Here is a 13,053-nt window from a genome sequence, read left to right on the forward strand (position 1 = left end):
CCGCGCCCATGACGGACTCCGCTCCCCCTCCCGCGCAGCCCACCACGACGGCACCATCGGCCCGGCTCGGACTGCTGGCGCGCTTCGGCCCCGGAATGCTCGTCGCCGCCACCGGCGTGGGCGCGGGAGACCTGCTCACCGCGAGCCTCGGTGGCTCGGCCGTCGGCGTGTCCATCCTCTGGGCCGCCGTGGTCGGCGCGGTGCTGAAGGGCTTCCTCAACGAGGGTATCGCCCGCTGGCAGCTCGCCACCGGCACCACGCTGCTGGAGGGCTGGGCGCGGTTCGGCTCGGCCCTGCGCTACGGCTTCCTCATCTACCTGCTCGGCTGGAGCTTCTTCACGGGCGGCGCGCTCATCTCCGCGTGTGGCGCCGCCGGTGACGCCCTGTGGCCGCTCAGCGCCGACCCCGAGACGTCCCGGCGCCTGTGGGGCGTGCTGCACTCGCTCGTGGGCCTGGGGCTCGTCTGGTTCGGCGGCTTCCGCTTCTTCGAGAAGCTCATGGCCGCGTGCACCGGCCTGATGTTCGTCGCCGTCCTCTTCGCCGCCGTGGGCTCCGGGCCCGACTGGAGCGCGGCGGCGCGGGGCATGGTCATCCCCCACATCCCCAAGAATGGCACCGGCTGGGTGCTGGGCCTGCTCGGCGGCGTGGGCGGCACGGTGACGTTGCTCTCGTATGGCTACTGGATTCGCCAGAAGGGCCGCGAGGGCATGCAGTGGCTGCGCACCTGCCAGGCGGACCTCGCCGTGGGCTACTCGCTGACGGCGATGTTCGGCATGGCCATGGTGCTCATCGGCTCCACCCTCCAGCTCCAGGGCAGCGGCCTCAAGGTGGCGAACCTGCTCGCGCAGCGGCTCGGAGAGGTGCTCGGCCCCGCGGGGTACTGGCTGTTCCTCTGGGGCTTCTGGGGCGCCGTCTTCTCAAGCCTGCTCGGCGTCTGGGAGGGTGTCCCCTACCTCTTCGCGGACTTCCTCCGCATCCACCGCAAGCAGCCCGTGTCCCAGGTCGACCTGCGCAACACGCGCGCCTGGCGCGGGTACCTCGTGGCGCTGGCCCTGGTGCCCCTACCCATGCTGTGGGCGCCGCTCCAGCGCGCGCAGCTCGCCTACGCCGTGGTGGGCGCGCTGTTCATGCCGCTGCTCGCCGTCACCCTGCTCTGGATGAACAACCGCCGCGACTGGATTGGCGCGCAGCGCAACGGCTGGCTCATCAACGCCGCGCTCGTCGCCACGCTGCTGCTCTTCCTCTGGGTCGGGTCCGACGAAGCGCTGGAGGCGCTACGCAAGCTGCGAGGCCCCTGAGTCCCGCGCCTCGCCATCCTCGTTCTGGGCGCCGAAGCGCAGCGACTCCCACGCGAGCATCACCTTCTTGCGCGCCGGGCCCCAGCGGTAGTCCCCGAAGACGCCCGTCTTGCGCAGCACGCGGTGGCAGGGAATCAGCAACGCCACCGGATTGTCCCCCACCGCCGAGCCCACCGCGCGCACCGCCTTCGGGTTGCCGATGGCCTGGGCGATGTCCTCGTACGTGGCCACGTGCCCCGGAGAGATGCGCAGCAGCGCCTGCCACACCTGCACCTGGAACGGCGTGCCCTTCACCAGCACCGACAGCGGCGTGGGCTCGCGCGGAGCCTTCTCCGGGAAGATGCGCTCCGCCCACGAGGCGGTTGCCTCGCGTGACTCCTCGAAGGTGGCGCGCGGCCACTGCGCACGCAGGGACGCCAGGGCCTCCTCCTCGGACTCGCTGGTGAGGAAGTGCAGGCCGCAGATGCCGCGCTCGCAGACGGCGATGAGGCAGTCGCCAAAGGGCGACGGGTGGACGCCGTACCGCACCGTGAGCCCTTCGCCGCCCAGCTTGAACTCGCCCGGCGTCATCGCGGTCAGGGTGACGAAGAGCTCGTGCAGCCGCCCGCCGCCGGACAGGCCCACGGAATAGGACGTGTCGAGCACGCTGCGCCGCTCGGCCAGCAGGCGTCGGGCCGTGGTCAGCGTGTGCACCTGCAGGAAGCGCTTCGGGCTGATGCCCGCCCAGCGGGTGAAGAGGCGCTGGAAGTGGAAGGGGCTCAGCCCCACGTGCGCGGCGACGTCGTCGAGGGACGGCTGCTCGCGCGCATGGGTGTCGAGATAGAGGATGGCCTGCTCGATTCGGGCGTAGTCGCTGGTGGCCATGCCACGGCTCCTGGAAAAGGCGCTTCTGTCCTTCGATATGGCCGACGCCCTCCGAGGGAACAACCCGGTTCTTGCGCCGCTCCACCGCGTCAGAAGGCCGCAAGGAGCGGGTCGTCCACCCGGCGCGGGCTCCCTACCCTGCCGCCCGTTCCACCCACTCCCGGAGCCCCGATGCGCCTCTACGACTATGCCCCTTCCGCGAACGGCTACAAGGTCCGCCTCCTGCTCTCCTGGCTGGACCGGCCCTATGAGCTGGTCCCCGTGGACATCTTCGCTGGCGAGAGCCGCACCGAGGACTTCCTGCGCCAGAAGAATCCCGATGGCCGCATCCCCGTGCTCGAGCCCGAACCGGGCCATTTCCTCGCGGAGTCCAACGCCATCCTCCTCTACCTCGCGCGGGGCACGCCGCTGCTGCCCGAGGACGCCTTCGAGCTTGCCCAGGTCCACCAGTGGCTCTTCTTCGAACAGAACAGCCTGGAGCCCAACGTGGGCACCGTGCGCTTCTGGCACCTGACGGGCCGCGCGTCCCTGCATCCGGAGACCTTCCGCCTGCGCACGGCGCGGGGCCACGAGGCGCTGTCCGCCCTGGAGCGGCACCTGCGAGGACGCACGTTCCTCGTGGGCGAGCGCCCCACCGTCGCGGATATCGCGCTGTATGCGTACACGCACGTGGCGCCCGAGGGCGGCTTCGACCTCGCGCGCTACCCCGCCGTGTCCGCGTGGCTGGAGCGGGTGAAGGCCCACCCCAGCCACATCGGCGCGCTGGCGCCTTACACCGCCAACGCGCATCTACCGCCAGCTGGACTCACCGGCGCCGAGAGACGACAGGCGGCTCAGCAGGCGTAGAAGCACACGCAGTCACCCCCCATGCACCGGCCGTCGTCGAACCCCTCTTCGATGCAGTCATGGGTAAGGCGAGCCGGTGCGCGAGCGCGGGGGAGCAGTGCCCGCGCCCCAGTGGGGCGGATTGCCCCGTCACGGCCATGGCAATCACTACCGGATTACATGAGCGTGGTATCCTGGGAATGCCGTTTAGGCATCTATTCATCTCCAGGAGGCGGACATGAAGACCGGGACGCTGGTGGCAATGCTGGGCGCGGGGCTGTTCCTGCTGGGCTGTGGTGGGCCGATGGAGGACGCACCGGCCGAGGACACGCTGGGCACCGGTGAAGAGGCCCTGAGCGGATTGACGGCCTCTCACTCGTGTTACCAGACGTTCAACGACATGGTTTGCACGGCGACGGTCTCGGGCGGTGTCCCGCCCTATTCCTATGCATGGACCGAGCAGCGCTACGTCCCTGCAATCAACAGGACGTACACGTCGGGCTTCGGCTCGGGGTCGACGGCGTCGTCAACCTGCCCCGAGCCCGATGGTACGGGGACCGTCGTGTACACCCTGAGGGCGAGGGTGCGGGTGACCGATGCCACCGGAGCGTCGGTGACCACCGCCTACGGCGATACGTTCATCTGCTCCTGAGGCCGAGGGCACTACAGCCCTCCGGTGTCGCAACTGGAGGGCGCGTAACTGAAGGACATGCGGCAACAACCTTGCCGCTCACCGGCCCACCCCAGCCACATCGGCGCGCTGGCGATATACACCGCCAACGCGCACCTTCCGGACGTCAGGCCCTCGACGCCGAGGAGCGGAACAGCTTCGAGTCCAGCGAGAAGCGGCCAGGGCCCACGAGGATGAAGCACAGCGCGATGACGAGGTAGAGCCCCGCCAGCTCCCAGCTCGCGCCGCCGCCCTTGGCCACGAGCGGGTCGCCCTTCGAGATGTGGAAGGTGGCCGCGAAGGCCATCGTGCACAGCAGGCCGAGCATGGCCAGCGGCGTGAGCAGGCCCAGAATCAGCGCGAGCCCGCCGCCGAACTCCGACAGGGCCGCGAGCCCCTGGAGGAAGCCGGGCACCGGCGCCGTCGGCCCCATCCAGGCAAAGGGGTTCTGAATCTTGCCCCAGCCGTGGTGCATCATCGCGACGCCCGCGAACAGCCGCAGGAACAAGAGGCCCAGCGACGCGCGGGAGCTGAGGGCCTGGGGAATGAAAATGCGCTTCATCACCGTCTCCAAGGTTCGGGAATACACCTCAACCATAGGCCCACCGGGTTGACAGGTGTGAAGCCCTGGCGGGCTGGACGACTTGACTCCCGCCAGGCAAGGGCTTATCCGTTGGAGCCGATGACGTCTTTCCGCGCCATGTGTCGAATGTCGATGCTCCCGGGTGGGCCCGTGCCCCCCAGCGTCGGCTGACGTCCGCCCCGACACTGGCGAGCCATCGGAGCCCACCCACCCCGCGAGGGTCGGTGGGCTTCGTCGTTTCTGGACGCGCGCTGCCCTCGCTTTCTCCCCCACCGAGGAGCCCAGCGCCACCATGAGCACGCCTTCCGACCGTCCCCTGCACTTCGACACCCTGGCCCTGCACGCCGGCTACGCGCCCGACCCGACCACCGGCTCGCGCGCCGTGCCCATCTACCAGACCACCAGCTACAAGTTCCGCGACGCCGACCACGCCGCCGCCCTCTTCGGACTGAAGGAGTTCGGCAACATCTACACGCGCATCATGAACCCCACGACGGACGTCTTCGAGAAGCGCATCGCCGCGCTCGAAGGCGGCGTCGGGGCGCTCGCGGTGGCGTCCGGGCAGGCCGCGGAGACGCTCACCCTGCTCACCATCGCCAAGGCGGGCGATGAAATCGTCTCCGGCTCCAGCCTCTATGGCGGCACCTACAACCTCTTCAAGGTGACGCTGCCCCGGCTCGGCATCCACACCCGCTTCGTGGACGCCAACCGGCCCGAGTCCTTCCGCGAGGCCATTGGCCCGAAGACGAAGGCCATCTACCTGGAGGCGCTCGGCAACCCGCGGCTGGACATCCCGGACTTCGAGGCCATCGCCGCCATCGCGCGCGAGGCCGGCCTGCCGCTCGTCGTCGACAACACCGCCCTGTCCCCCGCCCTCTTCCAGCCGCTGCGCCACGGCGCCAGCATCGTCGTGCACAGCGCCACGAAGTACATCGGCGGCCATGGCACCTCCGTCGGCGGCGTCATCGTGGACGGCGGCACCTTCTCCTGGACGAACGGGAAGTTCCCCGAGTTCACCCACCCCAACCCCAGCTACCACGGGCTGCGGCTGGCCGAGGCCTTCGGTCCGGCGGCCTTCATCCTCAAGGCGCGGCTGGAAGGACTGAGGGATTTGGGGCCCGCGCTCAGTCCCTTCAACGCGCACGCCTTCATTCTCGGCCTGGAGACGCTGCGGCTGCGCGTGGAGCGGCACTCGGCGAACGCGCTCGCGGTGGCGCGGTGGCTGAGGCACCACCCGAAGGTGGCGTGGGTGCGCTACCCCGGCCTGGAGGACGACCCGTCGTACACCAACGCGAAGCGCTACCTGCGCGGCGGCGCGGGCGGGCTGGTGACATTCGGCGTGAAGGGCGGGCTGGAGTCGGGCCGTAGGCTCATCAACGCCGTGAAGCTGTGGAGCCTGCTGGCCAACATCGGCGACACGCGCTCGCTCATCATCCACCCGGCGTCCACCACCCACGAGCAGCTCTCGCCCGAGGAGCGCCTGGCCACCGGCGTCACCGAGGACCTGGTGCGCCTGTCCGTGGGCCTGGAGCACGTGGACGACATCGTCGCCGACCTGGACCAGGCGCTCGCCACCGCCTGAGCCCCCCACATTCATTGGAGCCTTCCGTGTCTTCTGCCTACAGCGCGCCCGCCCCGCGCCTCTTCGACCTGTCGTTACCGGACCTGCGGCTGGAGGCCGGTGCCCGCGTCACGAATCACCTCGTCCGCGGCTGGTGGTGGGGGCCCGAGGAGGACCTCCCCTGGCTCGGCTCGCGCGCGCGCATCCTCTCCGAGGACGAGGCCCGGCAGGGCGTCTTCCGCGTCGTGCGCCGCTCCGTGGCCGAGCAGCTCCACGCCGTGGAGCGGGCCCGTCCCCGCGGCCCCGTCCGCCCCGCGCCCAAGGTGCCCACCGTGCTGGTGGTGCACGCGCTCACGGGCGACATGCGCGCGGGCGGCGAGGGCGGCTGGTGGGAGCCCGTCATCGGCCCGGGACGCGCGCTGGACCCCACGCGCGTGCGGCTCCTGTGCTTCAACAACCTGGGCTCGTGCTACGGCACCACGGGCCCCGCGGATGAGGGCTTCCCGGGGCGGTTGGACGACTCGCGCTCGGAGGCCCCGCGCCCGCTGCCCAAGGGGGACCTGCGCCAGGACGAGCAGCGGCTTCCCGCCACCATCACCCCGTGGGACCAGGCGCGGAGCATCCTCCTGGCGCTAGACGCGCTCGATGTGGACGAAGTGGCGCTCGTCGTCGGGGGCTCGCTGGGAGGGATGATTGTCCTCTGCCTCGCGGCGCTGGCACCGGAGCGCTTCGCGCGCATCGCCCCCATCGCCGCGGCGGAGTCGGCGACGGCGTGGGTGGTGGGCTTCAACCACGTGGCCCGTCAGGCGCTGCTGCTGGACCCGGGCTTCCCGGAGGCGCCACACCGCGGGCTGGAGATTGCACGGCAGCTGGCCATGCTCACCTACCGCGCGGAGCCGGGACTGGAGCTGAATCAGGCGCGGCCCACCACGTGGTCCTCGCGCGCTCTCTATCCCGTGCAGAGCTACCTGGAGCACCAGGGCCGCAAGCTGGAGGCGCGCTTCGACGCACGCTCCTACCTCGCGCTGCTGGGGGCCATGGACCACCACGACCTCGCGCGCTGCCCCGACGGAGGGCTGCCCCGCATCCGCGCGAGCGCGCTGTGCGTGGGCATCGACCAGGACCAGCTCTTCCTCCCGCACCACATGGAGGCCCTGGCCCGGCGCCTGCGCGAGCACGGCCGCCACGCCGAGCACGCCACGCTGTCCAGCCTGTACGGACACGACGGCTTTCTCGTGGAGTGGGACGCCGTGGCGGTGCTGCTCACCCGTGCGCTCGCGCTGCCCGCGCCCAGGCCGTGGGCACCGCCTCAGGTGGCGGAGAGCTGGAGGAGCAGCGCCCGGGCGTCGCGGTAGTCACGCAGGTCGAGCCCGGGGTCCAGTCCCTCCGTGGCTCGCGCCAGGAGGGCCCGTGCCTCATCGGGCCTTCCCAGGTCCTGGAGCTGGCGCCCCAGGCTGACGGCGGCCCGCAGCTCCAGCGTGCGGGCCCGCTGCATCCGGGCGACGTCGACGGCCCGGTGCAGCCATGAGCCCGCCTCGTCCTCGCGTCCCGCCTGGCGCAGCAGCTCTCCCTGGACGCGGTACAGCTCGGCTTCGAAGAAGTGCTCATCGGCTCGAGCCATCCACTCCACGCCCTCCCGCACGACCCGCAGCCCCTCGTCGTACGAGCCCAGCTTCAGGAGCATGTCCGCGTGAACGGCTCCGAGCGCGGGCAGGAAGGGCCGGAAGCCCACGCGAGTCCACACGCGCGAGCTCCGGAAGATTCGAAGCTGCTCGAGCCCCTCGCGCGGCTGCCCGAGGTCCGCCAGGGCCCAGGCCCGCAGGGTCTGGGCCCACCCGAACCAGGTCACCAGCCCGTGCTTCGCGGCGAGGGCCCCCGCGCTGTCGGCCCAGGCCAGCCCCGCTTTCGCTTCACGGCGGAGCTGGTGCGCGATGGACAGGAGGACCCGCACATAGACCCGGCTGAAGGGATGGCCCCCCTCGTCCGCCAGCCGCAAGGCGGTCCGCGCATGCTCCCGGGCCTGCTCCGGCTGCCCCAGGATGGAGTGGACGCTGGACGCATTGGCATGGATGGCCGACAGCGGGATGAGGCCTGGCCTCCGGATGCCCGGGGTGCCGGAGCACTGCCGCCCCCGCTCCGCGAAGAAGGTCACCCCCTCCCGGAGCGCGCCTTCGGCCGCGACGAACTCGCCCCTCATGAACAAGACGGACGCCCGCATCCGGTGGCCATGCCCGAGCAGCGCGTCGTTGCCCTGGCGCGCTCCCCCTTCCAGCAGTCTCCGGGCCAGCACCCATGCGGCGGGAATGCTTCCCAGCGAGTAGACGCAGAGGAAGAGCGTCCAGTGCGCCATGCCAGTGGGTATCCAGTCCGCGTCCACCTGCTGGAGCAGCTCCTGGAGCCGCTCCTGGGTCTGCTCCAGCTCGGAGGCATCCAGCCCCTCCAGCTCCATCAAGGTGGCCACCAGGGCGAGCCTCAACGCAATCTCGTTCCGGATGCGCTCGCGCGCGTCGGGAAGCGCGTCCAGGAGCGCGAGGCCCTGGCGGAAATGACCGAGGGACTCGACGAAGGCGGAGCGCTCGGTGGCGGACTCCCCGGCCCGCAGCCAGTAGTGGATGGCCCGCTCGGCCTCGCCCGCCCCCGTGAAGTGGTGGGCGAGCCACTCGGGCTGCGCCTCCGCCACCTCGGGGTATTCCCGCTCCAGGACCCGGGCAATCCGGCCGTGGTGCTCGCGGCGCGCGGTCCGCAGCAGCGACTGGTAGGCCGCATCCTGGATGAGCACGTGACGAAAGCGGTATCGCGGTCCGTCCGCCAGCCTGGACTCCTCCCGCTGGAGGACCCCCGCGTCGACGAGCTCCGAGAGCACCTGCTCCAGGGCTCCCTCCTCCCGCCGTGTGTCCAGCCGCGCCAGCAGGGAGACACTGACCGCACGGCCCACCACGGCGCACAGCTGGGCCAGGGCCTTCTGCCGGGGCAGCAACTGGTCCAGCCGGGCCAGGAGCAGCTCGTAGAGGGTGACGGGGATGGAAGGCGCGAGCGCATCCCCGGCCTGGGGACTCCGCTCGAGCACCATGCGCGTCAGCTCCTCGATGAAGAGGGGAACACCCTCGGCCTTCTCCACCAGATGTTGGACCGTTTCCGTGGGCAGCGGCCCCCCGCGCGCCACCTCCCGCACCATGGCCTCGGTGTGCGCCGCCGACAGCCGCTCCAGCGTCAGCGTGTGGAAGGACGGGCCTTCGGACCAGGGCGGCGAGAAGCCGGTGCGCGCGCTCATGACGACGAGCAGGCGCGCGGTGGAGACCTGCCCGAGGAGAAACCCCAGCAGCTCCAGCGTGGAGGGGTCCGCCCACTGCACGTCCTCCAGCACGATGAAGACCGGACGCTCTGGCACCCTGGCCAGCAGTCGCGAGAGGGCCTCTCGCGTCCTCTCCTTGCGCTCCTCCGGCGAGAGCCCCAGCACGGGCGAGCCCTCGGACACGGGAATCGAGAGCAGCAGTGCGAGCAGCTCCAGGTCATCCGGCGGCAGTCCCAGCACGCCCAGCCGGACCTCCAGCCGCTCCCGCTTCCTCGCGGGCTCCTCCATGCACGTCAGCTCCAGCATCCGCTGGAGCAGCTCGATGAAGGGAAGGAGCGCGCTGTTGCTCGACTGTCGCCAGCACTGGGCCCGCCAGCAGCAGGCGGGCCCCTGCATGGCCAGGGTCCCCAGCTCCTGGATGAGCCGTGACTTGCCGATACCCGCATCGCCCCGCACGAGGACGAACGAGCCCCGTCCCCGCCGCGCCTCCTCCCAGTGCGCCTCCAGTGCCCGGAGCTCGCGCTCGCGGCCCACCAGCGGCGTGAGCGCGCCGTCTCCCCGAGAGCGCTCGAATCGGGAGAGGGCCTTCCGCTCCCGGCCCAGCCGGTACACGCCCAGGTCGACCGTCCTCCCGAGCCCCGCGAACACCCGGCCTCCCAGTGACTCTGTCTCGAAGACGCCTTGAACCAGCGCCTGCGTCGACTGGCTGAGGAGCACCGTGCCCGGCTCGGCCTCGCTGGCGAGCCATGCGGCCAGCTTGGGGGCCTCGCCCGAGATGGCGGTGACCGTCCACTCGCCCGCTCCCGGGCTCCCCATCACCACGCGGTCCGTGTGGATTCCCACCCGTATCGCCAGCTTCAGGTCCGGCAGGTGCGGGAACTGCTCGCACCGCGTCCTCGCGAGGAGGTCGGCCAGCTCCCTCCCCGCTCGCACCGCCTGCTCCGCGTCGTCCTCATGGGCCACCGGATGGCCGAAGCAGGCCACCAGCTCGTCGCCCATGCCCAGGGTCAGGCCACCCCCGTACTGGTGAAGAAGCTGCTGGGCCCTCTTCTGGAAGGCATCCACCAGCTCATTCACATCGCCAGGGCCGAGCCGCGAGTCGAGCCCGGCGAGCCGGCACGCCACCAGCGTCACCTGCCGGTGCTGGGGGGAGCCCGCCTCGGCGCGAGACCGGGCACCGAGGCTCCGGGACAGGGCCTCCACGTGCTCGAGCAGCACCGTCGCGCTCGGGAAGCGCCGGCCGGGCTCGCGGGCCAGGGCCTGGGACAGGAGGTGCTCCACCGCCTCCGGCAGCTCGGGGAGCCTCTCGCGCACGGAGGGCAGCGGAGCCCGCGACAGGATCTGCTCCCGGAGTTCCTCGGACGAGCCGGGGCGAAACGGCGGCGCGCCCGTCAGCATCTCGAACAGGAGCAGCCCGGCGGCCCAGATGTCGGTGCGCGCATCCTGCGGAAGGCCCCGCCACTGCTCCGGCGCCATGTACGCCGGCGTGCCGGCGATGGGGAGCGTGCCCGTGGGCGTGGTGCCCTGGGCCGCGAGCCGGGCGAGCCCGAAGTCGAGGAGCTTCACCCGGCCATCCCGGGTGAGGAAGACGTTGCCGGGCTTGAGGTCCCGGTGGATGACCTGGCGCGCGTGGGCATGCGCCAGCCCCTCGGCCACCGGGCCGAGGATGTCCAGAGCGCGCCGCAGTCCCAACGGCCCCCGCCGCAGCAGCGCGGACAGGGACTCACCGTCCAGGTACTCCATGACGAGGAAGGGCACCTGCTCCTCCTGCGGGAGGACGCGCCACTCCGACAGGTCGAGCAACCGGACGATGTTCTCGTGGTCGAGCCGCGCCACGGCCCGGGCCTCCCGCCGCAGCATCGACGCCTGCGACAGCCCTGCTTGGGGCGCGAGGAACTTGAGGGCCACGGTGCGGAGCAGCACCTCGTCCCACGCTCGGAGCACGAGCCCCATCCCGCCCTGTCCGAGGTCATCGAGGATGCGGAAGCGGCGCCCATCCGGCCCGCCCAGCCGCTCACCCGGAATGGGTCGGAGCGGCGGCTCATCCATCTCCACCCGGGCGACCTGGCGAAGGAACGAGTCCTCGAGGTCCGAGTTCCCCGAGCTGGCGCCTTCGTCCTCCCACATCTTTTCCTCCTCTGGAGGAAGCCCCGTGGCAGGCGAGGCTCCGCTCAGGAAGGTGGAGTGGGACGAAGCGGTCAGTGACGGCGCCTCACCCCTCCACGTCCAGGTGACGGAGCACGGCGTCGGTCGCCTGCACGGTGGACAGCGTGCCGCCCAGGTCCACCGTCACCTCGCCCGCGGCGATGGCGGCGTCCACCGCGCGCTCCACGCGGCGCGCGTCCTCCGCGTACCCGAGCGTCTCCAGCATCAACGCCAACGTCAGCAGCATGGCGAGCGGATTCACCACGCCTCGCCCAGCAAGGTCCGGCGCCGAGCCATGCACCGGCTCGAACAGCGGCGTGGACGCGGGATTCAAATTGGCCGACGGCGCCAGCCCCGGCCCACCGATGAGCGCCGCGCCCAAGTCACTCAGGATGTCACCAAAGAGATTCGTGGTGACGATGACGTCGAAGTCCTCCGGCCGGCGCACCAGCTCCATGGCCAGCGCGTCCACGTACAGGTGCTTCGCCTCCAGCTCCGGGTACTCACGGGCCACCTCGCGGAAGGTGCGCAGCCACAGCGCATGCGCGGGCACCGCGTTGGACTTGTCCCCCAGCGTCACCCGCCGCCGCCCGTGCGCGCGGGCCCACTCGAAGCCGGCGCGCACCAGCCGCTCCACGCCCGCGCGGGTGTGCGTCTCCTCGGCCACCGCCACCTCGTCCGCCGAGCCCTCACGCTCCACGCGCCCGCCGCCCGTGTAGAAGCCCTGGGTGTTCTCCCGGAAGATGACGAAGTCCACGTCGCGCGGACCCCGGCCCTTCAGCAGGCCCAGGCGCTCGTGGCGCAGGCGGCACGGGCGGAAGTTGACGTAGAGGTCCAGCCCGAAGCGCAGCGCCAGCAGGATTTCCCGCGCATGGGCCTGCCCCGGCACGCGCGGGTCTCCCACCGCGCCGAAGAGGATGGCCGCGTAGTCGCGGCGGAACGCCTCCACCTGCCCCTCCGGCAGGCCCACGCCCGTGCGCAGCCAGCGGTCCGCGCCGAAGTCGAACGCGTCCAGCCGCAGCTCGCGCGAGGCGTCCAGCCGGGAGAGCACACGCAACGCCTGGGGCATCACCTCCTGCCCCACTCCGTCACCGGGGATGACGGCCACGCGGCGCATGGCGTCTCACCCCACCTTGCGCTGCCCGGGCACCATGGGCGGCTCGTGGTGGGACCACGTCGGTGGCTCGGACTCGCACGTGAAGGCGCGCAGCCGGCGGTAGTCCGGGTACTCCGCCTGGAGCGTCAGCACGTCCCCGGGACGGATGACCTCGTCCCCGTTCGGGTGGAGCTTCTCCGTCTCTCCCCGCTTCAGCGACAGCGCCAGCGCGCCGAACCTGTCCCGCACGCTGGACACGTCCAGCCCCGGCAGGCCCTCGCGCGCCTCGAAGTGGGAGACCACCATCAGGTGCTTGCCCAGGTGGAAGGAGTGGATGATGCGCGGGTCCATGGCGGACAGCGCCATGGCGGGCGCGGCCAGCGACGAGCTGGAGAGCGCCTCGGCCTTGAAGGTGTCGCGCACCTTGCCGCTCAGGTCCTCGTCGAAGAGGCGGATGACGACGCGAATCTCCGGGTTGAGCTTGCGCGCGTCGAGGGCGATGTTGAGGTTGGCCAGGTCGTCGTCCGTGGCGCAGACGATGGCGGAGGCGTCCTTCACGTTGGTGCGCGGCAGGCACAGCGGGCTGCGCGTGTCATCGATGAGCAGCGGCACCTGCTCGTCGCGCAGCGCGGAGACGAAGGCGGCGTCCTCGCGCTTCTCCACCACCACCACGTCCTTGCCCATCTCCCGCAGCTGCGCGACGACGCGGTAGCCCACCC

At 71.3% G+C, this 13,053-nt stretch carries 10 protein-coding genes; 5 read left to right on the forward strand and 5 right to left on the reverse strand.

Annotated features, from left to right (window positions below; all coding sequences use genetic code 11):
• Positions 1–8 precede the first annotated feature (8 nt).
• Entirely contained in the window at positions 9–1,298 is a 1,290-nt protein-coding gene (locus HG543_RS26235) for an Nramp family divalent metal transporter (RefSeq protein ID WP_246357300.1), read from the forward strand.
• On the opposite strand, the gene HG543_RS26240 is transcribed toward HG543_RS26235, so the two are convergent.
• Positions 1,275–2,162, reverse strand: coding sequence for a methylated-DNA--[protein]-cysteine S-methyltransferase (locus HG543_RS26240; RefSeq protein WP_169347601.1), 888 nt, complete (start codon positions 2,160–2,162; stop codon positions 1,275–1,277). The two genes, HG543_RS26235 and HG543_RS26240, sit on opposite strands and share 24 nt — an antisense overlap.
• 171 nt (positions 2,163–2,333) lie before the next feature.
• Here HG543_RS26240 and HG543_RS26245 point away from each other — a divergent pair, with 171 nt between their 5' ends.
• Both HG543_RS26245 and HG543_RS26250 read left to right on the forward strand, forming a co-directional pair.
• On the forward strand, positions 2,334–3,008 hold the full coding sequence (locus HG543_RS26245; RefSeq protein ID WP_169347602.1) for a glutathione S-transferase family protein: 675 nt from the start codon (positions 2,334–2,336) through the stop codon (positions 3,006–3,008).
• Between the two features lie 217 nt (positions 3,009–3,225).
• On the forward strand, positions 3,226–3,639 hold the full coding sequence (locus tag HG543_RS26250) for a hypothetical protein (RefSeq protein WP_169347603.1): 414 nt from the start codon (positions 3,226–3,228) through the stop codon (positions 3,637–3,639).
• A 145-nt stretch (positions 3,640–3,784) separates the two neighbouring features.
• Here HG543_RS26250 and HG543_RS26255 read toward each other — a convergent pair whose 3' ends face one another.
• On the reverse strand, positions 3,785–4,219 hold the full coding sequence (locus HG543_RS26255) for a DoxX family protein (protein ID WP_169347604.1): 435 nt from the start codon (positions 4,217–4,219) through the stop codon (positions 3,785–3,787).
• 313 nt (positions 4,220–4,532) lie between these two features.
• Between HG543_RS26255 and HG543_RS26260 the strand changes: the two genes are divergently transcribed.
• Both HG543_RS26260 and HG543_RS26265 read left to right on the forward strand, forming a co-directional pair.
• Positions 4,533–5,822, forward strand: a complete 1,290-nt coding sequence (locus HG543_RS26260) for an O-acetylhomoserine aminocarboxypropyltransferase/cysteine synthase family protein (RefSeq protein WP_169347605.1) — start codon at positions 4,533–4,535, stop codon at positions 5,820–5,822.
• A 26-nt stretch (positions 5,823–5,848) separates the two neighbouring features.
• On the forward strand, positions 5,849–7,156 hold the full coding sequence (locus HG543_RS26265; protein ID WP_169347606.1) for an alpha/beta fold hydrolase: 1,308 nt from the start codon (positions 5,849–5,851) through the stop codon (positions 7,154–7,156).
• Here the strand turns inward: HG543_RS26265 and HG543_RS26270 are convergent.
• The 3 genes from HG543_RS26270 to HG543_RS26280 all read right to left on the reverse strand — a co-directional run.
• A complete protein-coding gene (locus tag HG543_RS26270) occupies positions 7,111–11,220 on the reverse strand; it encodes a protein kinase domain-containing protein (RefSeq protein ID WP_169347607.1) in 4,110 nt (1,369 codons plus the stop codon). The two genes, HG543_RS26265 and HG543_RS26270, sit on opposite strands and share 46 nt — an antisense overlap.
• 85 nt (positions 11,221–11,305) lie before the next feature.
• Positions 11,306–12,355, reverse strand: a complete 1,050-nt coding sequence (locus tag HG543_RS26275; RefSeq protein ID WP_169347608.1) for an isocitrate/isopropylmalate dehydrogenase family protein — start codon at positions 12,353–12,355, stop codon at positions 11,306–11,308.
• A gap of 6 nt (positions 12,356–12,361) precedes the next feature.
• On the reverse strand, positions 12,362–13,053 hold a 692-nt coding region (locus HG543_RS26280; protein WP_211194182.1), incomplete at its 5' end, for a potassium channel family protein.

This window comes from Pyxidicoccus fallax, assembly GCF_012933655.1.
GTDB classification, from domain to species: Bacteria; Myxococcota; Myxococcia; order Myxococcales; family Myxococcaceae; genus Myxococcus; species Myxococcus fallax.

What these genes read in the sequence shown, in the direction of transcription:
- HG543_RS26260 (WP_169347605.1), top strand. Translation starts at nt 4,533, where the DNA reads ATGAGCACGCCTTCCGACCGTCCCCTGCACTTCGACACCCTGGCCCTG.
- HG543_RS26270 (WP_169347607.1), bottom strand. Translation starts at nt 11,220, where the DNA reads ATGTGGGAGGACGAAGGCGCCAGCTCGGGGAACTCGGACCTCGAGGAC.
- HG543_RS26275 (WP_169347608.1), bottom strand. Translation starts at nt 12,355, where the DNA reads ATGCGCCGCGTGGCCGTCATCCCCGGTGACGGAGTGGGGCAGGAGGTG.
- HG543_RS26245 (WP_169347602.1), top strand. Translation starts at nt 2,334, where the DNA reads ATGCGCCTCTACGACTATGCCCCTTCCGCGAACGGCTACAAGGTCCGC.
- HG543_RS26235 (WP_246357300.1), top strand. Translation starts at nt 9, where the DNA reads ATGACGGACTCCGCTCCCCCTCCCGCGCAGCCCACCACGACGGCACCA.
- HG543_RS26240 (WP_169347601.1), bottom strand. Translation starts at nt 2,162, where the DNA reads ATGGCCACCAGCGACTACGCCCGAATCGAGCAGGCCATCCTCTATCTC.
- HG543_RS26255 (WP_169347604.1), bottom strand. Translation starts at nt 4,219, where the DNA reads ATGAAGCGCATTTTCATTCCCCAGGCCCTCAGCTCCCGCGCGTCGCTG.
- HG543_RS26250 (WP_169347603.1), top strand. Translation starts at nt 3,226, where the DNA reads ATGAAGACCGGGACGCTGGTGGCAATGCTGGGCGCGGGGCTGTTCCTG.